Genomic DNA, 21,938 nt, shown 5'->3' with positions numbered 1-21,938 from the left:
ACCGTCGTGATCAATCGCGCCGCATTCCGGGCTCTGCAGGGAGAGTGGTCAGTTCAGCGAGGGCGGCGTCGAGGGCCTCGAGGTGCTCGCGCTTCCTTCAGGCCATGCCGATGGGATCGACATCCAGCGACCAGCGCAGGCGGCGTGCGTCGCGGTCCTGCTCGCAGAGTGTCACCAGCCAGGCCGCCGCTTCATGCAGCGGGCCGCGTTTCGCACAGCGCAACAGCAATTGGGCGTGATAGCGATTCTGGCGGCGCTCCATCGGCGCGGGCACCGGGCCGAGGCAATCCACCTTGAGCCCGGCTGCCTCGACGTGCTGACGCAGGGCACCCCCCACCTTCAACAGCCATTGTTCGACCTGCTGCTGATCATTGGCCTCGGCGCGCAGCAAGGCCAGATGGCTGAAGGGCGGCAGCTGGGCGATGCGACGTTCCTCGAGCAACTCTCCCGCCAGCTGCGGGTAGCCGGCCTGGATCAGTGTCAGCAGGTTGGGGTCTTCCGGGTGGCGGGTCTGGATCAATACCTCGCCGGGGCGCTCGGCACGTCCGGCGCGACCCGCGACCTGCACCAGCAGCTGCGCGGACTGCTCCAGCGCGCGAAAGTCGGCGGCGTAGAGGCCGCTGTCCGCATTGACTACCACCACCAGGGTGACGTGAGGAAAGTGGTGGCCCTTGGCCAGCATCTGGGTGCCGACCAGCAGGCAGGGCTCACCGCGCCGGATCACCGCCAGCGCCTCGCTCATGGCGTCCTTGCGCTGGGTGCTGTCGCGGTCGATGCGCAGCACCGGCACGTTGGGGAATTTCTCGCCGAGCAGCTCTTCGGTACGCTCGGTGCCTGCGCCCTGCGGGCGAACGTCGCCACTGCCACAGGCCGGGCAGGCGTCCGGCAGCGGGCGGGTGCGCTCGCAGTGGTGGCAGGTCAGCTGGGGCGGATGGCGATGCAGGGTCATGCGGGCATCGCAGTTGTCGCATTCGGCGATCCAGCCGCAGGCATGGCAGGTCAGGGTCGGCGCGAAGCCGCGTCGATTGATGAATACCAGCACCTGATCGCCCTGGGCGAGGCGCTTCTCGATCGCTTCCAGACTCTGGGTCGAGAGACCGCCCAGCGTCATGCGGCCGCGTAGGTCGACCGGATGCAGTCGGGCCGGCTGGCTGCGTCCGGCGCGCTGATGCAGGTGCAGATGCGTGAAGCGCCCCTCGCGGGCATGGCGCAGGCTCTCAAGGGATGGCGTGGCGCTGCCGAGCACCACGGGGATGCCTTCCTGCTTGCCGCGCACCAGCGCCAGATCGCGAGCGTGATAGCGCAGGCCGTCCTGTTGCTTGAAGGAGCCGTCGTGTTCCTCGTCGACGATGATCACGCCGAGTCTGGCCATCGGCGTGAAGATGGCGGAGCGGGTACCGATCACGATGCGCGCCCGGCCGCTGCGGGCGGCTTCGAAGCCATCGAGGCGTTCACCATCGCTGACGCCGGAGTGCAGCATCACCTGCGGCACACGGAAGCGTCTGCGAAAGCGCTCCAGCGTCTGGGGCGTCAGGCCGATCTCGGGCACCAGCACCAGCGCCTGGCCGCCGCGGTCCAGCACCGCCTCGATCAGCTGCAGGTAGACCTCGGTCTTGCCGGAGCCGGTCACGCCCTCCAGCAGCGTGGGTGAGAATTGACTCAGACCGTCGTGCAGACGTGAGAGGGCGCGACCCTGCTCATCGTTGAGGGCCAGGCTGGGTTCGGCGAGCACGCCCTTGCTGGCCTGCTCCGGCGTGGCGCCGGTCACCGGCTCCTCGCGGGATTCGATGTAGCCGCGACCGCGCAGGGTTTCCAGTTGCTGGCGGGTGAAGCCCTGGGCGGTGATGGCGCTGTGCACCAGGCCATGACGATGCTGGGCGAGCAGTCCCAGCAACGCGATCTGGCGGGTGGCTCGCCCGAGGCTTGCCGGCTCGGTGGTGCGGCCCTTGTCGGTCAGCGTCCAGCGCTCACGGGTACGCGCCTCCAGGGCGCGCCCCTGACGCAGCAGCGAGGGCATCGCCTGGGCGAAGGTGTCGCCGAGCGAGTGCTGGTAATAGCGCGCGGTAAACTGACATATCCACAACCAGTCGGCCGGCAGCGGCTCGTCATCGATGATTTCGCTGACTGGCTTGAGCTTGTCGATGGGGAAGCTTGAGTCGCTGCGCAGCTCGGCGATCACCCCGACCAGCTGGCGACGCCCGAATTCGACGCGCACGCGCAGGCCCACCTGCCAGCCGTGGCGGGGCGGTTGGCGGGATGGCAGGTAGTCGAACAGATCGCGCAGCGGGCCGGGAATCGCGATGCCCAGCACAGGTCCCGGCAGGTGAGTCGCAGTCTTGTCGGTAGTGTCAGGCACGCAAGGTATCCGGATATGAGGTGATATGAAGCATTCAGGAAAACGGGAATATGCCGTGGCACGCAGTCTACAGAGTGTTGCTCGCAATAAACGGCACAAAGTTTGGTCTTGCGGCAGATGACTGGTAAAATGCGCGGCCTTCCGTCGGAAACGGCGGAATGACCGGTTCAATCCAAAACCCGTGTACGGTGCCTGGCAAGTGATCAGGTGGCGGTGCACAGCGACCTGAGGTTACACATCATGAAACAGGGTATCCATCCGGACTACCAGCGACAGACCGCAACTTGCTCCTGCGGCGCGCAGCACGAAATCGGTACCACTTCCAAGCAGGCTTTCGCGCTTGACGTGTGCTCCGAGTGCCACCCGTTCTACACCGGCAAGCAGAAGCAGGCTACCACCGGTGGTCGCGTCGAGCGCTTCAACAAGCGTTTCGGTGCTGCCATCAAGCGCTGATACCTTCAGCTGCTTGTCGCTTTCATGGCGCTGCGCCTCTTGCAGCGTCATGGACGAAAAACCCGCTCACGAGCGGGTTTTTTTGTGCCTGTCGTTCAGGCCCCTCTGAAGAGGGCCGCGACCACGACAGCTGATTCGAGATGCCCTTGCGAAGATGTCACCTCTGCGCTGCGCTTGCTGAAGGGAAAGATTGTTTCCGATTTGGCACTTTTTCTGCTCTGCCTCTGCATTAAGCGCGCCGGAATGGTGGGTTGCGTCGGTGAGCGGTCGAAAATCGAGGATCTTGCGCGAATCGTGGCGTCAGCAAGGGGCAAAATCGACGAGAAATCCTGTCAGTGATAAGGAAAGGTTTATGGCTGGATAGGGCATCCATAACGTTAGACGAATGGCTAAAACATTTTTTAAACGATCGTTTTAAAGTCATGCATAACAGCAAGTTGCGTCGGTTGTTCAGAAGTGTCTTTTTCTATATTCTGGAGCAGCCAACCCCCGCCAAAATACCGGATGACACGCATGTCTGATGCCATGAAGAAAGCAGCACTGCAATATCACGCCGAACCGATTCCCGGGAAGCTCTCCATCGAGCTGACCAAGCCGACCGAGACCGCCAAGCACCTGGCGCTGGCCTACAGCCCGGGCGTTGCCGAGCCGTGCCGCGAAATCGCCGCCGACCCGGAAAACGCCTACCTGTACACCGGCAAGGGCAATCTGGTCGCGGTCATCTCTGACGGGACTGCCATCCTTGGCCTGGGCAACCTGGGGCCGCTGGCTTCCAAGCCGGTCATGGAAGGCAAGGGCGTGCTGTTCAAGCGCTTCGCTGGCATCAACTCCGTCGATGTCGAAGTGGATGCGGAAAGCCCGCAGGCCTTCATCGACACCGTGCGTCGCATCCATACCACTTACGGTGGCATCAACCTGGAAGACATCAAGGCACCGGAGTGCTTCGAAGTCGAACAGGCGCTGATCGAACAGTGCAACATCCCGGTTTTCCATGACGATCAGCACGGTACCGCCATCGTCACCGCGGCCGGCATGCTCAATGCCCTGGATATCGCCGGCAAGAAGCTGGAAGACGCGCGTATCGTCTGCCTGGGTGCCGGCGCTGCCGCCATCGCCTGCATGAAGCTGCTGGTCTCCAGTGGTGCCAGGGTCGAGAACATCTTCATGCTCGACCGCAAGGGCGTGATCCACAGCGGCCGGGACGACCTGAACCAGTACAAGGCGATGTTTGCCACCGAGACCGAGCTGCGCACGCTGGACGACGCCATCGATGGCGCCGACGTCTTCGTCGGCCTGTCCGGCCCGAACCTGCTCAAGGCTGAGCAGCTCAAGAAGATGGCCGCCAACCCGATCGTCTTTGCTTGCTCCAATCCGGATCCGGAAATTCACCCGGATACCGCTCGCGAAGCACGCCCGGACGTCATCATGGCGACAGGTCGCTCCGACTACCCGAACCAGGTCAACAACGTGCTGGGCTTCCCGTTCATCTTCCGCGGCGCGCTGGATGTGCGTGCGACGCGTATCAATGAAGAGATGAAGCTGGCTGCCGTCCACGCTCTGAAAGACCTGGCGCGTGAGCCGGTCAGCCAGGATGTGCTGGATGCCTACGAGATCGATAGCCTCGAATTCGGCCCGGGTTACATCATCCCGACGCCGATGGACTCGCGTCTTCTCGAGCGTCTGCCGGCTGCTGTGGCCCAGGCGGCCATCGATTCCGGTGTCGCGCGCAAGCCGTTCCCGGCGCATTACCCGCTGACCAGCACAGACCAGGTCTACGGTTGAGTGCCTACGGCCTGATGGCCGGTTGGTAGCGTCGCCAAGGTGATGCAAGATATGAAAAAGCCCTCGCCGGAGCCTCCGGGGAGGGCTTTTTGTTGGTGGCTGCTTTCCGTCATGCATTGCGGGGATGAGCCACCGGCAGGCATGGTTTGTGCCTAGGCGAGGGTAGGCTTTGCTTAGAAGCTGTAGAGGATGGAGGCCGCCGTGGTGGTATCGGTGTTGGCGTCCGATTCATCGGGCGGGTTGGTGTTGTTCTCGATCTCATGCGAGAGCTTGAGGGCGAGGCTTGCATTGATGGCGACCGTCAGCGCGGTATAGCTGCGACTGATCACGTTCTCGCGCGTGGCCTCCGCCGAGAACTGCTGCTCGAACTTGGAGGTGTCGGACAGCTGCCAGCGATAGTCCATGGCGCCATAGCCCAGCAGGTAGTTCTCGTGATCCCCCGCTGTGATGTCATCGAAACGATAGCCCGGCCCGGCCTCGAGGGATAGGTTGTGTTCGGGGCCATCCAGCAGTGTGACGCCTTGACCGACGATGGAGGTGACCTGGTGGTTGTAGCCGGAGAAGCGCTCCTTCTCCCAGCGCAGCAGGCCGAAGGCGTAGTGGTCGTCGCTGAGGTCGTAGCGCTCGCGCTGGCCGACCAGGTATTTGTCGGTCGTGGTCTCGCCGCTGCTGGAGACGCGCTTGGCCTCCACTCGGAAGGTGTGAGTCCAGGGCTTCAGGTGCCAGGACAGGCTTGTCTTGCCCAGCAGGGTCTCGCTGTTCGAGTTGCCCGACAGCTTGGTGAAGCCCAGCTCGGCCTGGCCGCTGAAGGGCTCAGAGTCCTCGCTGGCGGGTGGTGGTGCATAGAAGAGGTCGTCTGCGACAGCCGTGTCGAGGGGAAGCAGGGCCAGGCACATAAACGCGGTCCTGCGCAGTGTGGGCAGTGGGTGAAGCATGCGAACTCCGGCATGGTTGTGGCATGACATCATCATCGGGAATGTGACTTGCGAGATGACGCGTGCTGAGCGAGGCGGCCTGGCGCATCATCCGCATGCTACCAGTGGGGCGCGACACGGGGGAGCCTTTTGAATGCTCAGATGGCAGAAGAGCGACCAGCGGCCGCTCTTCCTTGGGCTCTCCCCCTGCCGATTAGGTTGGTGGGCGAGGGCTGGAGATCAGATCAGAAGATGGCCTCGAAAGTTCCGGTACCTTCCGAACCGCTTTCCTGCTCCAGTTCCTTGCGGATGGTGCGTTCCTTGTAGGGTGGCAGATTATCCTTGCGGAACAGCTCACTGATGCCGCCGGACTGGCCGCTGCGCAGGCGCTTGCCAGAGTCCGGGTCGATGGTCGCCGTCACGATGTTGTCCGGACGCTCCATGGTGGAGGACGGCATGCCCTCGAGGGCGCCGCGCATGTAGTCGACCCAGATGGGCAGGGCAGCCTGGGCGCCATACTCGGCCAGGGTGTCGTTGGAGTCCTTGCCGACCCAGACAGTGGCCACCAGCTTGCTGTTGAAGCCGGAGAACCAGGCATCGCGCTGATCGTTGGTGGTACCGGTCTTGCCAGCCAGATCATCGCGACCCAGCGTCAGCGCGCCACGGCCAGTACCGCGCTTGATGACATCCTGCATCATGTCACGGATCAGGTACATGGCTTCGGGGGAGGCGACACGCTCGGCCAGCGGGTACTGGCGACCGTCACGATTGACGGTGACCATGCCCGGTGCACAGTTGGCGCAGGCGACCGCCGGATGTGCCTCGTAGTCGGTCTCGTCATCGCCACGCGTGATGGTATCGATGTACCAGGGCTCGACACGGAAGCCGCCATTGGAGAGCACGGCGTAGCCGCGTGCCATCTCCAGCGGGGTCAGTGAGGCGCTGCCCAGGGCCAGTGACAGGCCATTGGGCAGCTCGTCACGCTGGAAGCCCAGCTTGACCAGGAAGTCGAGGGTCTTGTCGAGGCCGACCGTCTGCAGCAGACGCACGGAGACCAGGTTCAGCGAGCGATACAGGCCAACGCGGATGCGGGTCGGGCCGGTGAACTTGCCGCCGGCATTTTCCGGGCGCCATACCTTGCCGCCATCCTGAAGCACGACGGGGGCGTTGTTGATGATGGTCGCCGGTGACATGCCGGCCTGCTCGAGCCCGGACAGATAGACGAACGGCTTGAAGATCGAGCCTGCCTGGCGGCGTGCCTGGATGGCGCGGTTGAACTTGCTGGCGGAATAGCTGAAGCCACCTTGCAGGGCGAGGATGGCACCACTTTCCGGGTCCAGTGAGACGATGGCGGATTGCGCATCCGGCAGCTGGCCCAGACGGTAGCCGTCATCCTGCTTGATCACGCGCACCAGGTCGCCGGTCTTGGCGATCTCGGCGGCCGAGCCCGGCACGCCGCCACGCCATTTGGCACTCTTGTACTCACGCGCCCACTTCAGACCGTCCCAGTCGAGGGTCACGGCTGTGGCGTCGGCCAGCAGTACCTTCATCTGCTTGCCGGTGCTTTCCACCACGATGGCGGCCTTCAGCGGGCCGTAATCCGGGGTACGGTCGAGCACTTTCAGCCAGTTCGAGACATCTCGGTCGATGCCGGCGATGCGCTTCTCGCTCTTTTGGGCTGCCTGCCTGGCGGTTTCCAGTACTTCCGGCGACTTGGAGAGTTCTTCCTCGAGGCCGGCCTGATCGGTCTGGTCCTGGGCTTCCGCCAGGGAGGCTGCGATGTCGGATTCCTCGACCCCGCGCCAACCGTGGCGGGTATCGTAGGCGATCAGCCCCTTGATCAGCGCATCACGTGCCATTGGCTGCAGCGAGCTGTCCAGCGTCGTGGTGATGCGGACGTTGTCGGTGTAGGCCTTGTCGCCGAAGCGGTCGACGGCGAAGCTGCGCGCCATTTCCGCGACGTAGGGTGCCTGCACCTCCGGTCTGGAGGAGTGGCGTGCCGCGGTGATCGGCGCCTTGACGGCTTCGTCATAGGCCTGCGGCTCGATGTAGCCCAGCTCCTTCATGCGCAGCAGGATCCAGTTGCGACGGATCAGTGCACGCTGCGGATTGGTCAGCGGGTTGAAGCTCGACGGCGCCTTGGGCAGGCCGGCCAGCATGGCCTGCTCGGCCAGTGTCAGTTCATCCAGGGACTTGTCGTAGTAGGTGCGCGCAGCGGCGGCGATCCCGTAGGCGCGATGGCCCAGGAAGATCTTGTTGACGTAGAGCTCCATGATCTCCTGCTTGGAGAGGATCTCTTCCATCTGCAGCGACAGCAGAATCTCGCGAATCTTGCGCGTGAACGTCTGGTCCAGCGTCAGCAGATAGTTGCGCGCCACCTGCATGGTGATGGTACTGCCACCGGACTGGATGCTGCCGCTGGAGGCCAGTTGCACGGCCGCGCGCGCCAGCCCCTTGGGGTCGATGCCCGGGTGGGAGAAGAAGTTGCTGTCCTCGGCGGCGAGGAGGGCGTCGACGAAGGTCTCGGGAATCTCGTCGTAGGTGACCGGGATGCGGCGCTGGTCACCGTATTCGCCGATCAGCTTGCCATCGCGGGTATAGATGCGCAGCGGCGTCTGCAGCTTGGTGTCCTGAAGCTGATGGACGTCGGGCAGGCCCGGCGAGAAGTACAGCGAAGCGCCAACGATGGCCAGAAGTCCCGCGGCACATAGTGATAGCAGCAGCCAGAACACTGGCGAAAATAGTCGTCTCAATAGCTTCATGGGCAAGACAGGGTCCGTGGGTAAGAAAAGCGAGTGGCTGCGCGGTGATTGGCAATTCCATTGCTGGGGCATTATAAGTAGCGGGTTCAGGTGCGGCCAGCGTTGAACCCTGACTTGCGCGCCTGTTGTGTTATTCTGGGAAACATAATGTAACATCCTGGAATGATAGAGGGTGTCGCGGCAACGTCGTCAGGGAACCGGCGGCCAGCCAGTCTGGCAAGATCGTCATCAGAGCAGGGGAACGCCAATTGCTGGGACTCAAATCCGCCGGCAAGGGACTCATCGGGGTCGATATCACGTCGGCCACGGTGAAGCTCCTGGAGCTGTCCAGGCAAGGAAATCGATACCAGATCGATAGCTATGCGGTGCGTCCACTCAAGGAAGGCGCAGTCGTGGAGCGACGGATACGGGACATGGACGAAGTCGTGCTCGCCATCAAGCGCGCGGTCGAGCAGGCACAGCCGCGCTCGAAGCGGGCCGTGGTCGCGGTTCCCGCGAGTGCTGCCATCACCAAGACACTGAGCTTCCCGGCCAACCTCGCCGATGATGAGATCGAGCAGCGCATCGCGCTCGAGTCCGAGAAGCACTTTCCCTTTCCGCTGAACGATGTCGCGTTCGACTTCCAGCATCTGGGCGTCAATCCGCGCAATCCCGATCAGCAGGATCTGCTGCTGGTGGCGTGTCGCAGCCTGGATGTCGATCAGCTGACCTCGGCACTCTCCCAGGCCGGCCTCGAGCCGGCTGCCGTCGATGTCGAGACCTTCTCCCTTGAGCGCGCCTTCGGCGAGCTGCGTCATCAGTTGCCGCCGACCTACGACAACGAAGAGTGCGTTGCCGTCGTCGATATCGGCGCGACGATGACCGCCTTCCACGTCATCCAGAATGGCCGCATCGTCTACAGTCGCGACGCCGTCTTCGGGGGGCGTCAGCTGACGGACGAGATCATGAATCGCTTCGATCTCTCCAATGATGAGGCGGGTCTGGCCAAGAAGCGGGGCGGCCTGCCGGATACCTATGACAGCGAAGTGCTGGGTCCGTTCCGCGAGACGCTCATCCAGCAGATCGCACGCTCACTGCAGCTCTATTACACCGCTGGCAAGCGCCGCGAGGTTCAGCGCATCCTGCTCGGGGGCGGTACGGCCGCCATCGCCGGGCTGCGTGAAGGCCTGGCGGAGCACACCGGGCTTGAAGTGATCATGGCCAACCCATTCACTCACATGAGCGTCAATCCGCGCGTCGACATCCAGGCGCTGGCGGGCGATGCCCCGGCGATGCTCACGGCCTGCGGTCTTGCGATGAGGAAGCGCTCATGACCATCGAGATCAACCTGCTTTCCTGGCGTGAAGATCGGCGTGAGAAGCGCAGCAAGCGCTTCATGGGCATACTGGCGTTGGCGGCCATCATCGGCATCGGTGGCGGCTATGGCATGAGCGAGTATTACCAGAGCCAGCTCGAGGCGCAGCAGCAGCGCCATGCCTTCATCGAGAAGGAAATGGCCCGCCTCAATCGTGATATCAAGGAAGTCGAGGACATCGAGGCACGACGCACCCAGATGCTCGACCAGATAGAGCTGATCCGAAGTCTGCAGTTCTCGCGTCCGGAAACGGTTCGGATCTTCAATCAGCTGGTGACGTCTCTGGTGGACGGCGCCTGGTATCAGAGCATCAGTCGTAGCGGGCGCCAGCTCAAGGCGAATGGCACGGCGGAAAGCACGCGTCAGGTCTCCGGCCTGATGCGTGCCATTGCCCTGTCGGATTCCTTCGGCACCCCGACGCTTTCCGATGTGCAGAGCAATGACGACGGTCAGCGCAGCTTCAATATCATGATCCCGGAGCGCCCGATGGGGGCGGCGCTGAACGCTTCCGATGCGGAAAATGACAAGAAAGGAGGTCGGCGATGAGTTTCATCGATGCTGAAATCCGCCGCCTCAAGTCGACGGATTTTCGTGATCTTGATCTGAAGGAAGCCGGCATCTGGCCGGTCACGCTGCAGGCCGTGCTGGCGCTCATCGTGCTGGGCGCCCTGTTCTGGGCGTCCCATTGGTTTCTTGCGGCGCCCAAGGCGGATGACCTCGAGCGTCTGCGTGCCCAGGAAAGTCAGTTGCTTCAGCAGTTCGAGAGCAAGGCGTTCAAGGCCGCCAACCTGCCGGCCATGCGCGAGCAGATGGTGGAGCTGGAGTCCCGCATGGGCCAGCTGCTGGAAATGCTGCCCACCGACGCGGAAGTCCCGGCGCTGCTGGATGACATCAGCGAGACGGCGATCAACAACCAGCTGGCGGTCGAGTACATCCGTCTGAAGCCGGCGGAGAATCGCAACTTCTACGTCGAGCAACCTTTCGATATCAAGGTGCGCGGCGACTATCATCGTATCGCCGCCTTCATTTCCGGTGTCGCGGGGCTTTCACGCATCGTGACGCTGCATGATTTCGTGCTGACGCCGGTCGCCAACAGCGATGACCTCGAGCTGTCGCTGCTGGCCAAGACCTACAATTATCGTCAGACCCCGGCAACATCAGGAGGCAAGCAATGAGCCTGATGACACGTCGAAATACCGTGATGGGAACTGTGTTGCTGGTCACTCTGCTGGCGGGTTGTGGAGACCCGCAGCTGGGCGCGCTGGAAGGGGAGCTCGAGTCATTGAGAGGGCGTCCTTCCGGCAAGGTGCAGGAGTTGCCGCCGCAACCCGAGTATCATCCCGTCACCTATGACATGGCGGATGCACGCAGTCCTTTCCAGTCACGCCTGCCGGAGCCCGAAGAGGAGCTGACGGCCGTCGACAACGGTGTGCGACCGGACCTCGATCGCCCTCGTGAACCACTGGAAGCCTGGCCGATGGAACAGCTCAGTATGGTCGGGACGCTGGATGTCGATGGCGCGCGCTCGGCATTGATTCTGACGCCGGAGCAAGAAATCCAGCGTGTGCGGGTCGGCAACCATATGGGCAGCAACTTCGGCAGGATCACCCGTATCGGTGATACGCAGATCGATATGGTGGAAATCGTACCCAATGGTCAGGGCGGTTGGATAGAGCGGTCTCGCGCCATGGCGCTGAAAGAGCCCGTGTCGACAGGTGGTTGAGATCACTGGCGTTGGCAGTAGCCATATTGTCACGGAAGACGAACGGTCGACCCGCAAGAGTTCACGACCGACACCATAACGCTTCGATAAGAATAAGGCGCGATCAGCCCGACGGTTGAACGGAGCCACGGCGAGACAGGGGACTAGGGAACATGACGCGATTGCAACGAATGAGTCTGCTGGGGCTGGCGGCAGTCGGAAGTCTGATGGCAAATGTGGCGATGGCCGCGTCATCGCTGCAGGACCTCAACTTCACCGCCCTCGGAGGCGACCGTATGGAGCTCAAGCTCGACTTCGTCGGCGGAGTGCCGGAGGTCAAGGGCTACCGTATCGAGACGCCGCCGCGCATCACCATCGATCTCCTGGATACCAGCAGCCAGCTCGACAAGCGTCGCTTCGATCTGGGGCTCAGCGGCGTGGACGAGCTGGTGGCGCTGGAGGCCGGCTCGCGCACGCGTCTGGTCATGAAGCTCAACCAGTCCAAGCCTTACGTCACGCGCACCGAGGGCAACAGCCTCTACGTCATCGTCGGCGAGCAGGGCGGTGCGCCGGGCGCTCAGCCTGCGACTGCCTCCCAGGCGAACGCCGCCAGCGTACCGCCGGACAACCGTGCCCTGGAAGTGGCAAGCGAGCCGGCCGTCAGTGGCATCGATTTCCGTCGTGGCACGGATGGTGAAGGCCGCGTCGTGATCAACTTCAATCGCTCCAATGTCGAGTCACGTGTCACCGAGCGCGGGCGCAAGATCTACGTCGACATCAAGGGCGTGAAGCTGCCGCCGGAGATGAATCAGGTGCTGGATGTCGGCGATTTCGCCACGCCGGTGACCCGTATCGATCCGCAGCGTACCCGTGATGGTGTGCGTATGGTGGTGGACGCCAGTGGCTACTACACCCAGCTGGCCACCCAGGCAGGCAACGAGCTGGTGCTCGAGGTCAAACCGCTGACGCGTGAAGAGCAGGCGGAGCGCATCAAGGACAAGTTCCCCTACACCGGCAAGAAGATCTCGCTCAACTTCCAGAACATCGAAGTGCGCTCCGTGCTGCAGATCATCGCTGACTTTACGGGGCTCAATCTGGTCGCCAGTGACAACGTCACCGGCAACGTGACCCTGAACCTGAAGGAAGTGCCTTGGGATCAGGCGCTGGATCTGGTGCTCAAGTCCAACGGTCTGGCCAGTCGTCGCATGGGTAACGTGCTGATGGTCGCACCGGCCGAAGAGCTGGCGGCACTCGAGCGCAAGGAGCTCGAGGCGAATCAGCAGGTCAAGGAACTGGCGCCGATGACCACCGAATACATCCAGGTGCGTTATGCCAAGGCGGCGGACCTGGCGGCGTTGCTGCGCGGTGAAGGCGGTATCGGTCTGCTGTCCGAGCGGGGCCGCGTGATGGTCGATGAGCGCACCAATACCATGCTGATCCAGGACACCCGCGATACGCTCGAGTCCATTCGCGGTACGCTGGAATATCTCGATATCCCGGTGCGTCAGGTGCAGATCGAAGCGCGCATCGTCATCGCGCGTAGCAGTGTCTCCAGTGAAATAGGGGTCAATTGGGGAATATCTGGAAAAGAGGATACCAAGGGTAAAATAGATCGATTTGGAGCATCAGACGGCACTGCAAGCGAAGGAGGTCTGTCCGTCAATCTAGGGGATGATATTAGTCCGAGCAATACTTTCAGCTTTGGTTATCTCTCCGGCGATGTATTGTTGGACCTGGAGCTCTCGGCGCTGGAAAGCGAAGGCAAGAGCCAGACCATTTCGCAGCCCAAGATCATCACGGCCAATCAGAAGAAGGCCGTCATCAAGCAGGGCCAGGAAATTCCCTACGAGGAGGCGACCTCCAGCGGCGCGACCAACATCGAGTTCAAGGAAGCGGTGCTGGCATTGGAAGTGACGCCACAGATCACGCCTGACAACCGCATCATCATGGACCTGTTGATCAACAATGACGATGTCTCCGATGACAGCTTCAATGGCGAACCGGCCATCGATACCAATGAAATCGAGACGCAGGTGCTGGTCAATGATGGCGAAACCGTGGTGCTGGGTGGCATTCTGACCTCCGAGCAGATTCGCAGCGTCTTCAAGACGCCCTTCCTCGGGGACCTACCGGTGATCGGGAATCTGTTCCGCTATACCGAAGAGTCCAACGAGAAGGTAGAATTGCTGGTATTCATTACCCCGAAGATCATCGAGGACGGCCTGGCGGTGCGCTGATGCATGTGATTCCCAACGTATTCCTTGTCGGCCCCATGGGGGCCGGCAAGAGCACTATCGGCCGCCTGCTGGCGGCCGACTTGCATCGTGAATTTCGCGATAGCGACCATGTGATTGAAGACCGCTGCGGAGCCAGCATTCCGTGGATTTTCGACGTCGAGGGCGAGTCCGGCTTTCGTGAGCGTGAGCAGGCTGTCATCGATGAGCTGACCTCGCTCAGGGAGGTCGTGATGGCCACCGGTGGTGGCGCCATCATGGCGGAGGCCAATCGGCGCGTACTGCGCGAACGCGGCACTGTCGTGTATCTCTACGCGCCGGTCGAGCAGCAGCTCAAGCGAGCCGGCCGTGATCGCAATCGTCCGCTGTTGCAGCAGGATGACCCCGGGCGGGTGCTCAAGCGCCTGTTCGAGTTGCGTGACCCGCTCTACCGCGAGACGGCCGATATCATCGTGCGTACCGATCGGCGCAGTCCTCGGGCGGTCACCAACGAGATCCGTCGCCGCATCAAGGCACTGGCGAACCCGTTGCACGCCCCTGGCTAGTCTCATCAGCGGCTGGTGGCCCTGGCGGGCATCAGTCGCTGTCACCTGTTTCGCCCAAGGAGAATTCTGATGTCCCTGGCACCTGCTCATCGTCTTGATGTCGCGCTCGGCGAGCGTAGTTACCCCATTCATATCGGGCCGGGCCTGACCGCACGTGGTGATCTGATTCGTGAGCACCTTGCGGGGCGTCAGGTGATGATCGTCACCAACACCGTGGTGGCACCGCTGTATCTGGACGCACTGAAGGCCTCGTTGGGCGAGGGGCTCGATATCCGCGAGGTCATCCTCGACGACGGTGAGCAGACCAAGCACATGGCCAGCATCGGCCTGATCTGGGATGCCCTGCTCGAGGCCGGCTTCAATCGCCGCTGCACCTTGATCGCCCTCGGTGGCGGTGTGATCGGTGACATGACCGGCTTCGCGGCGGCCTGCTATCAGCGGGGCGCGGCCTTCATCCAGGTGCCGACCACGCTGCTGTCGCAGGTGGATTCCTCGGTGGGCGGCAAGACCGGCGTCAATCATCCGCGTGGCAAGAACATGCTGGGCGCCTTCTGGCAGCCGCGTCTGGTGCTGATCGATACCGCGAGTCTCAAGACATTGCCGCAGCGTGAGCTGTCGGCGGGCATGGCCGAGGTCATCAAGTATGGTCTGCTGTGGGATGAAAGCTTCCTGAGCTGGCTGGAAGACAACATGACGGCCTTGATGGCGCTGGACGAGACCCTGCTCGGTGAAGCCATTCGCCGCAGCTGTGCCATCAAGGCGGATGTCGTGGCGCAGGACGAGACCGAGCAGGGTGTGCGTGCGCTGCTCAATCTGGGCCACACCTTCGGGCATGCCATCGAGACGGATCAGGGCTATGGCGCCTGGCTGCACGGTGAAGCCGTCGGCACCGGCATGCTGATGGCGGCTGAGCTTTCGGCGCGCATGGGCTGGCTGTCGAGTGCGGATGTGGAGCGTGTCTCGCACATCATCGCCAAGGCAGGCTTGCCGCTGGCGGCTCCGGAAGACATGGGCGTCGAGGACTTCCTCAAGCACATGCAGCTGGACAAGAAGAATGTCGATGGTCGTCTGCGCCTGATCCTGCTTGAGCGCATCGGCCGCGCGGTGATCAGCGAAGAGGCGCCTGCTGGCGTGCTGGCCGACATGCTGGAGCACTGGCCGCGCAGCTCTCGCTGATATCGACACCGGCGCTCTGGCCAGCCATTGGTCGATTCACGGGCGCCGACGATCATGCAAGCCGTCACCTTCGGGTGGCGGCTTTTCTTTTGGCGGCTGGCTTTTCTCTGGCGGCTGTCAGCGCGTCGTGATGAGCGAATGGCTCGCAGCGGGGAGCGTATCGAGGTGCGTGATTCCTGAATTGGTATGCCGTATGCGCAATCGGTATGGGGTGATGCGAATAAGAACGCTGTTTTTTATTTAACCAATACTAAAGTTGCAAGGCGAAATTCATGAGGCATGTCTACCTGCTAAGCGCTTGAGCCTACAGGGTTTTTTGGTTGAAGGTTCTTCTAACCTTCGGTTTTGTCAGGTTTTTTTGGTCGATGGGCGACCTGTGGAGAATTGCGCAGGCGGGAAGCTGGGGGATATGCTCGAGGGAAATCTGGCGTCGTGTAGCGACACTGATGGCGCCACTATCGGCAGGTATAAAAATAAAGATAACCGATAACTATAACCGGGAAAGTGCTTGAAAAAAAGCATCTGGACACATGATTTCTCCGTGAGGCACGCCCCATGAACAAAGGTCTCCACCATCCGGGAGAGTTCCGCGACAACTGCGGCTTCGGTCTGATCGCCCATATGGAAGGGCAGGCGAGCCACGAACTGCTGCAGACAGCCATTGAATCCCTGACCTGCATGACCCACCGTGGCGGGATTGCCGCTGACGGCAAGACCGGCGATGGCTGTGGCCTGCTGCTCAAGATGCCGGACGGCTTCATGCGCCAGATCGCTCGAGAAACCCTCGGGCTGGAACTTGGCGCCCGCTATGCCGTCGGTACGCTTTTCCTGCCCGACGATGACGCGCGTGAACAGTCCGCGCGTGACGCCTTCGAGTCGGCGCTGAGCGCGCGCAATATCGAGGTGCTGGGCTGGCGCGACATGCCGGTAGATGACAGCGTGTGCGGCCCGATGGCCCGCGACTGCCTGCCGCGCATCCGTCAGGTCTTCGTCGGTGCCGCCGACGAGCGCACTGACATCGCCTTCAATGTCGATCTGTTCATGGCGCGTCGCTATGCCGAGCAGGCGCTGAAGAGTGAAGAGGACTTCTACGTCTGCTCGCTTTCCGGCAAGGTCATCTCCTTCAAGGGCCTGGTGATGCCGGAAGATCTTCCGCGCTTCTACAAGGATCTGGGCGACCCGCGCCTCGAGACAGCGATCTGTGTCTTCCACCAGCGCTTCTCGACCAACACCGCGCCGCGCTGGCCGCTGGCCCAGCCGTTCCGCTTCCTCGCCCACAACGGCGAGATCAACACCATCGAGGCCAACCGCGGCTGGGCCAACGCGCGCAAGGAGAACTTCGTCTCCGAGCAGCTGCCCGAGATCGCCGAGCTGGACGAGATCGTCAACACTGTCGGCTCCGACTCCTCCAGCATGGACAACATGCTGGAAGTCCTGCTCACCGGTGGCATGGATATCTATCGCGCCATCCGCATGATGGTGCCGCCGGCGTGGCAGAACGTCGAGCAGATGGACTCCGATCTGCGTGCCTTCTACGAATACAACTCCATGCACATGGAGGCCTGGGACGGTCCGGCGGGCATCGTGCTCACCGACGGTCGCCACGCCGTGTGCATGCTGGACCGCAACGGCCTGCGTCCGGCGCGCTGGGTCATCACGCGCAATGGCTTCATCACGCTGGCCTCCGAGATCGGTACCTACGACTACAAGCCGGAAGATGTCGTCGCCAAGGGGCGCGTCGGGCCGGGTCAGGTGCTGGGTGTCGATACCGAAACCGGTGAAGTGCTGCACACCGACCAGGTCAGTGAGCGCCTCAAGGGTGCCCACCCCTACAAGCGCTGGCTGCGCGAGAATGCCAACTATCTCGAGTCTGCACTGACCGAGCTGGCACGCTTCCAGCCGATGGATGCCGATCAGCTGGATGTCTACCAGAAGATGTTCCAGGTCAGCTTCGAGGAGCGCGATCAGCTGCTGCGCCCGCTGGCCGAGAGCGGTCAGGAGGCGGTCGGCTCGATGGGCGATGACACGCCGATGGCCGTGCTGTCGCGCCAGAATCGCGTGCTGACTGACTACTTCCGTCAGAAGTTCGCCCAGGTGACCAACCCGCCGATCGATCCGCTGCGCGAAGCGATCGTGATGTCGCTGGAGACCTGCTGTGGCGCCGAGCTCAACATCTTCGACGCGACGCCGGAGCACGCGCATCGCCTGATCCTGACCACGCCGGTGCTGTCACCGCGCAAGTTCAATGCGCTGGTCAATCACGAGGACCCGGCCTTCACCTCCCAGACGCTCAAGCTGCACTACGATCCGGCACAGGACTCCCTCAAGCAGGCGCTCAAGGGTATCTGTCAGCAGGCCGAGGAAGCCGCGCGCAACGGCAAGGTGATCCTGGTGCTCAGCGACTGTGGCCTGAAGAAGGGTCAGCTGCCGATCCACGCCGCCCTGGCGACCGGCGCCATCCATCATCACCTCGGTGCGCTGGCCCTGCGCCCGCGCGTCAACCTGGTGATCGAGACCGGCTATGCGCGTGATGCACACCAGATGGCAGTGCTGTTCGGGGTCGGCGCCACGGCGGTCTATCCGTACCTCGCCTATCAGGTGATGGCGGACATGCATCGTACCGGCGAGCTGTCCGGCAACCCGGCGGATGCTCGCGAGAACTATCGCAAGGGCATGCAGAAGGGCCTCTACAAGATCCTGTCCAAGATGGGTATCTCGCATATCGGCTCCTACCGTGGCTCTCAGCTGTTCGAGGCGGTCGGCCTCAACAGTGAAGTCATGGACATGTGTTTCACCGGCATGGCCTCGCGCATCGAAGGTGCCGGCTTCGCCGAGCTGCAGTTCCAGCAGGAACTGCTGGCGCGTGAAGCCTGGCTGCCGCGCAAGCGCATCAAGCAGGGCGGGCTGGTCAAGTACGTGCATGGCGGTGAATACCACGCCTACAACCCGGATGTGGTGGTGAAGCTGCAGCAGGCCGTGCAGCAGGGCGACTACGGCAAGTGGAAGGAATTCGCGCGCCTGGTCAACGAGCGCCCTGTGGCGACCATTCGTGATCTGCTGACCCTCAAGCCGGTCGCCGAGCCGCTGCCGATCGAGGAAGTCGAGTCCGTCGAGTCACTGCTGCCGCGCTTCGACAGCGCCGGCATGTCGCTTGGCGCCCTGTCTCCCGAGGCACATGAAGCGCTGGCCCAGGCCATGAACGAGGCCGGTGGGCGCTCCAACTCCGGTGAGGGTGGCGAAGACCCGGCGCGTTACGGCACCGTGCGCTCCTCCAAGATCAAGCAGATCGCCTCCGGTCGCTTCGGTGTCACACCGGCGTATCTGGTCAATGCCGAGGTACTGCAGATCAAGGTCGCCCAGGGCGCCAAGCCCGGTGAAGGCGGTCAGCTGCCGGGCGGCAAGGTCAACGACCTGATCGCACGTCTGCGCTACGCCGTGCCGGGGGTGACACTGATCTCGCCGCCGCCGCACCACGATATCTATTCCATCGAGGATCTGGCGCAGCTGATCTTCGATCTCAAGCAGGTCAACCCGTCGGCGCAGGTCTCGGTCAAGCTGGTCTCCGAGCCGGGGATCGGCACCATCGCCACCGGTGTCGCCAAGGCGTATGCCGACCTGATCACTGTCTCCGGCTATGACGGCGGCACCGCGGCCAGCCCGATCACCTCGATCAAGCACGCCGGCTCCCCGTGGGAACTGGGGCTGCCCGAGGTGCATCAGGCGCTGCGCATCAACCAGCTGCGCCACAAGATCCGTCTGCAGACGGATGGTGGCCTCAAGACCGGCCTGGACGTGGTCAAGGCCGCGATCCTGGGGGCAGAGAGCTTCGGCTTCGGTACCGCGCCGATGGTCGCGTTGGGCTGCAAGTACCTGCGTATCTGTCACCTGAACAACTGTGCCACCGGTGTCGCGACCCAGCACCAGGCGCTGCGTGACGAGCATTTCCGCGGCACCGTCGAGATGGTCAAGCATTACTTCCGCTTCATCGCCGAGGAAGTGCGTGAGCTGATGGCGCTGCTGGGCGTGCGTCAGATCACCGACCTGATCGGTCGTACCGATCTGCTCGCAGTGCTGGAAGGCGAGACCAACGCACAGCGTCGTCTCGACCTCACGCCATTGCTGGGCAATGACTTCGTGCCCAAGGACGCGCCGCAGTTCTGCCAGGTCAGCCGCAACGAGCCGCATGATCCCGGTGCCAAGAACCTCGAGATGCTGGCCGCGATGGAATCGGCGATCGACAGCCGCAGCGGTGGCGAGTTCAGCTTCCATGTCACCAACTGCGATCGCTCGGTGGGCGCGCGTGTCTCGGGGGAAATCGCCAAGCGCTATGGCGAGGCCGGACTGACAGGCTCACCGCTCAAGGTCAGCCTGACCGGTGTGGCCGGTCAGAGCTTCGGTGTCTGGAACGCGAATGGACTCGAGATGCATCTGGAAGGCGACGCCAACGACTATGTCGGCAAGGGCATGAACGGCGGCAAGCTGACCATCGTGCCGCCACGTGGTTCGCGCTTCGAGAGCCACAAGACCGCCATCATCGGCAACACCTGCCTGTACGGCGCGACCGGCGGGCGGCTGTATGCCGCGGGTACCGCCGGCGAGCGCTTCGGGGTGCGCAACTCCGGTGCGCACGCCGTGATCGAAGGTGCGGGTGACCACTGTTGTGAGTACATGACCGGCGGTCTGGTGTGCGTGCTGGGCGAGACAGGCGTCAACTTCGGCGCGGGCATGACGGGCGGCTTCGCCTACGTGCTGGACGAGAATCGCGACTTCGTCGACAAGTACAACCACGAGCTGGTGGAAATCCACCGCATCAATACCGAAGCCATGGAGGCCTATCGTCGCCACCTGCGCGAAGTCATCGAGGAATATGTGGCCGAGACCGGCTCCGAGCGCGGGCGCGACATCCTGCGCGATTTCCCTGACTTCGTGCGTCACTTCTGGTTGGTCAAGCCGAAGGCGGCAAGCCTCAACGGCCTGCTGGACCAGTCACGGCGTCAGCCGGAGTGATCGCACCCCTCACCCCAGCATGCCTCGGGTGAGGGCCCGCACCGCGACGGTGCCCGGATTTTGAGAGAGGATTCATCATGGCCAATCAGCTCGCCAACGACTTCCAGTTCATCGATGTGGGTCGTCAGGACCCGCAGAAGAAAGATGCTCGCGTACGCGCACGTGAGTTCAACGAGATCTATGCCGAGTTCAAGCCGGTAGAAGCCGCCAGCCAGGCACATCGCTGCCTGGGCTGTGGCAACCCCTACTGTGAGTGGAAGTGCCCGGTACACAACTACATTCCCAACTGGCTGAAGCTGGTCTCCGAGGGCAATATCCTCGAGGCCGCCGAGCTTTCGCACCAGACCAACTCGCTGCCGGAAGTCTGTGGTCGCGTCTGCCCGCAGGACCGTCTCTGCGAGGGCGACTGCACCCTGAATGACGGCTTCGGTGCCGTCACCATCGGTTCGGTGGAGAAATACATCACCGACACCGCCTTCGCCATGGGCTGGCGTCCCGACATGTCCAAGGTCAGCTGGACCGACAAGCGCGTCGCCATCATCGGTGCAGGTCCGGCGGGGCTCGGTGCTGCCGATATTCTGGTGCGCAATGGCGTGCGTCCGGTGATCTATGATCGCCATCCGGAAATCGGCGGCCTGCTGACCTTCGGTATCCCGGAGTTCAAGCTCGAGAAGGGCGTGATGACGCGTCGCCGCGAGATCTTCGAAGAGATGGGCATGGAGTTCCGTCTCAACGTCGAGGTCGGGCGTGATGTGACCTTCGATGCGCTGCTCGAGGAATACGATGCCGTCTTCCTGGGCATGGGTACCTACAATGCCATGAGTGGCGGCTTCCCGGGCGAGGATCTGCCGGGCGTGCACAAGGCGCTCGACTTCCTGATCGCCAACGTCAATCACTGCCTGGGCTTCGAGAAGGACCCGGCGGATTACGTTTCCATGGAAGGCAAGAAGGTCGTGGTGCTCGGCGGTGGTGATACCGCGATGGACTGCAACCGCACCTCCATCCGTCAGGGCGCGGAAAGCGTGACCTGTGCCTACCGTCGTGACGAGGCCAACATGCCGGGCTCACGCCGTGAGGTGACCAATGCTCGCGAAGAGGGCGTCGACTTCCTCTTCAACCGTCAGCCGGTGGCAGTGGTCGGCGATGGCAAGGTCGAAGGCGTCAAGGTCGTGCGTACCCGTCTGGGTGAGCCGGATGCCAATGGTCGTCAGCGTCCGGAAGTGGTGCCGGGCTCTGAAGAGATTCTGCCGGCGGATGCCGTGGTCGTGGCCTTCGGCTTCCAGGCAAGCCCTGCGCCGTGGTTCGCCGACTTCGACATCGCCGTCGATGAGCGTGGCCGCATCGCGACCAGCGCCGAGCGTCATGCCTTCCAGACCACCAACGCCAAGGTGTTCGCTGGCGGTGACATGGTGCGCGGCTCCGATCTGGTGGTGACCGCCATCGATGAAGGTCGCCGTGCCGCTGAAGGGATTCTTGATTTCCTGGAAGTGTAAAGGTCATCTGGCGTCACGCATCAGGCCCGCCACGGCGGGTCTGATGCGTTATGACGGGTGCATCGGATGGTGACGCGAGATGGGCAGGTGGTGGCATTCAAATTGAGCCGGAGCAGCCTTTCCGCTAGACTGGCGACCCATCCTGATCCGTTCCCCCGGG

14 protein-coding genes are annotated in these 21,938 nt (G+C 62.7%); 11 read left to right on the top strand and 3 right to left on the bottom strand.

What is annotated here, in order from left to right; all coding sequences use genetic code 11:
- Positions 1-97: 97 nt before the first annotated feature.
- Positions 98-2,356 (bottom strand): primosomal protein N', encoded by a 2,259-nt coding sequence (locus AC5WNJ_RS15055; protein WP_495930103.1) that lies wholly within the window; start codon positions 2,354-2,356, stop codon positions 98-100.
- A 240-nt stretch (positions 2,357-2,596) separates the two neighbouring features.
- Here AC5WNJ_RS15055 and rpmE point away from each other — a divergent pair, with 240 nt between their 5' ends.
- Positions 2,597-2,809: a 50S ribosomal protein L31 gene (gene rpmE, locus AC5WNJ_RS15050; protein ID WP_176678021.1), complete on the top strand. Its 213-nt coding sequence runs from the start codon at positions 2,597-2,599 to the stop codon at positions 2,807-2,809.
- Between the two features lie 513 nt (positions 2,810-3,322).
- Positions 3,323-4,591 carry a malic enzyme-like NAD(P)-binding protein gene (locus AC5WNJ_RS15045; RefSeq protein WP_495930102.1) on the top strand — a complete coding sequence of 423 codons (1,269 nt, stop codon included), beginning with the start codon at positions 3,323-3,325 and terminating at the stop codon, positions 4,589-4,591.
- A gap of 173 nt (positions 4,592-4,764) precedes the next feature.
- On the opposite strand, the gene AC5WNJ_RS15040 is transcribed toward AC5WNJ_RS15045, so the two are convergent.
- Together AC5WNJ_RS15040 and AC5WNJ_RS15035 are read right to left on the bottom strand one after the other, a co-directional pair.
- On the bottom strand, positions 4,765-5,487 hold the full coding sequence (locus AC5WNJ_RS15040) for a DUF481 domain-containing protein (protein ID WP_253064138.1): 723 nt from the start codon (positions 5,485-5,487) through the stop codon (positions 4,765-4,767).
- Between the two features lie 263 nt (positions 5,488-5,750).
- Positions 5,751-8,267, bottom strand: coding sequence for a penicillin-binding protein 1A (locus tag AC5WNJ_RS15035; RefSeq protein WP_495930101.1), 2,517 nt, complete (start codon positions 8,265-8,267; stop codon positions 5,751-5,753).
- Positions 8,268-8,515: 248 nt separating this feature from the next.
- On the opposite strand from AC5WNJ_RS15035, the gene pilM reads away from it, so the two are divergent.
- The 9 genes from pilM to AC5WNJ_RS14990 all read left to right on the top strand — a co-directional run bounded on the left by pilM (position 8,516) and on the right by AC5WNJ_RS14990 (position 21,778).
- Positions 8,516-9,580 carry a type IV pilus assembly protein PilM gene (gene pilM / locus AC5WNJ_RS15030; RefSeq protein ID WP_175089640.1) on the top strand — a complete coding sequence of 355 codons (1,065 nt, stop codon included), beginning with the start codon at positions 8,516-8,518 and terminating at the stop codon, positions 9,578-9,580.
- Positions 9,577-10,167 carry a PilN domain-containing protein gene (locus tag AC5WNJ_RS15025; RefSeq protein ID WP_495930100.1) on the top strand — a complete coding sequence of 197 codons (591 nt, stop codon included), beginning with the start codon at positions 9,577-9,579 and terminating at the stop codon, positions 10,165-10,167. The genes pilM and AC5WNJ_RS15025 overlap by 4 nt, the downstream gene beginning before the upstream one ends.
- Positions 10,164-10,796 (top strand): type 4a pilus biogenesis protein PilO, encoded by a 633-nt coding sequence (locus AC5WNJ_RS15020; protein ID WP_176678016.1) that lies wholly within the window; start codon positions 10,164-10,166, stop codon positions 10,794-10,796. Before AC5WNJ_RS15025 ends, AC5WNJ_RS15020 begins: the two co-directional genes overlap by 4 nt.
- The gene (locus tag AC5WNJ_RS15015) at positions 10,793-11,344 is read left to right on the top strand and encodes a pilus assembly protein PilP (protein WP_495930099.1); all 552 of its coding nucleotides are present in this window, start codon (positions 10,793-10,795) and stop codon (positions 11,342-11,344) included. The genes AC5WNJ_RS15020 and AC5WNJ_RS15015 overlap by 4 nt, the downstream gene beginning before the upstream one ends.
- A 152-nt stretch (positions 11,345-11,496) precedes the next feature.
- A complete protein-coding gene (locus AC5WNJ_RS15010; RefSeq protein ID WP_495930098.1) occupies positions 11,497-13,560 on the top strand; it encodes a type IV pilus secretin PilQ in 2,064 nt (687 codons plus the stop codon).
- Positions 13,560-14,102, top strand: a complete 543-nt coding sequence (aroK, locus tag AC5WNJ_RS15005; RefSeq protein ID WP_495930097.1) for a shikimate kinase AroK — start codon at positions 13,560-13,562, stop codon at positions 14,100-14,102. Before AC5WNJ_RS15010 ends, aroK begins: the two co-directional genes overlap by 1 nt.
- A gap of 69 nt (positions 14,103-14,171) precedes the next feature.
- Entirely contained in the window at positions 14,172-15,278 is a 1,107-nt protein-coding gene (gene aroB / locus AC5WNJ_RS15000) for a 3-dehydroquinate synthase (RefSeq protein ID WP_253064128.1), read from the top strand.
- Positions 15,279-15,833: 555 nt separating this feature from the next.
- Positions 15,834-20,285: a glutamate synthase large subunit gene (gene gltB, locus AC5WNJ_RS14995; RefSeq protein WP_495930096.1), complete on the top strand. Its 4,452-nt coding sequence runs from the start codon at positions 15,834-15,836 to the stop codon at positions 20,283-20,285.
- Positions 20,286-20,362: 77 nt separating this feature from the next.
- Positions 20,363-21,778, top strand: coding sequence for an FAD-dependent oxidoreductase (locus AC5WNJ_RS14990; RefSeq protein WP_043332950.1), 1,416 nt, complete (start codon positions 20,363-20,365; stop codon positions 21,776-21,778).
- Positions 21,779-21,938: the final 160 nt, after the last annotated feature.

It is taken from the genome of Cobetia sp. PDI-23MA, assembly GCF_059507735.1.
Note: the sequence above shows the minus strand (reverse complement) of the source record. Positions and strands in the feature narration are given on the sequence as shown.

Excerpts from the sequence above, each read along its gene's own strand:
- rpmE (WP_176678021.1), top strand. The coding sequence starts at position 2,597 with ATGAAACAGGGTATCCATCCGGACTACCAGCGACAGACCGCAACTTGC.
- AC5WNJ_RS15045 (WP_495930102.1), top strand. The coding sequence starts at position 3,323 with ATGTCTGATGCCATGAAGAAAGCAGCACTGCAATATCACGCCGAACCG.
- AC5WNJ_RS15040 (WP_253064138.1), bottom strand. The coding sequence starts at position 5,487 with ATGTGCCTGGCCCTGCTTCCCCTCGACACGGCTGTCGCAGACGACCTC.
- AC5WNJ_RS15035 (WP_495930101.1), bottom strand. The coding sequence starts at position 8,267 with ATGAAGCTATTGAGACGACTATTTTCGCCAGTGTTCTGGCTGCTGCTA.
- AC5WNJ_RS15025 (WP_495930100.1), top strand. The coding sequence starts at position 9,577 with ATGACCATCGAGATCAACCTGCTTTCCTGGCGTGAAGATCGGCGTGAG.
- AC5WNJ_RS15020 (WP_176678016.1), top strand. The coding sequence starts at position 10,164 with ATGAGTTTCATCGATGCTGAAATCCGCCGCCTCAAGTCGACGGATTTT.
- AC5WNJ_RS15015 (WP_495930099.1), top strand. The coding sequence starts at position 10,793 with ATGAGCCTGATGACACGTCGAAATACCGTGATGGGAACTGTGTTGCTG.
- AC5WNJ_RS15010 (WP_495930098.1), top strand. The coding sequence starts at position 11,497 with ATGACGCGATTGCAACGAATGAGTCTGCTGGGGCTGGCGGCAGTCGGA.
- aroK (WP_495930097.1), top strand. The coding sequence starts at position 13,560 with ATGCATGTGATTCCCAACGTATTCCTTGTCGGCCCCATGGGGGCCGGC.
- aroB (WP_253064128.1), top strand. The coding sequence starts at position 14,172 with ATGTCCCTGGCACCTGCTCATCGTCTTGATGTCGCGCTCGGCGAGCGT.
- gltB (WP_495930096.1), top strand. The coding sequence starts at position 15,834 with ATGAACAAAGGTCTCCACCATCCGGGAGAGTTCCGCGACAACTGCGGC.
- AC5WNJ_RS14990 (WP_043332950.1), top strand. The coding sequence starts at position 20,363 with ATGGCCAATCAGCTCGCCAACGACTTCCAGTTCATCGATGTGGGTCGT.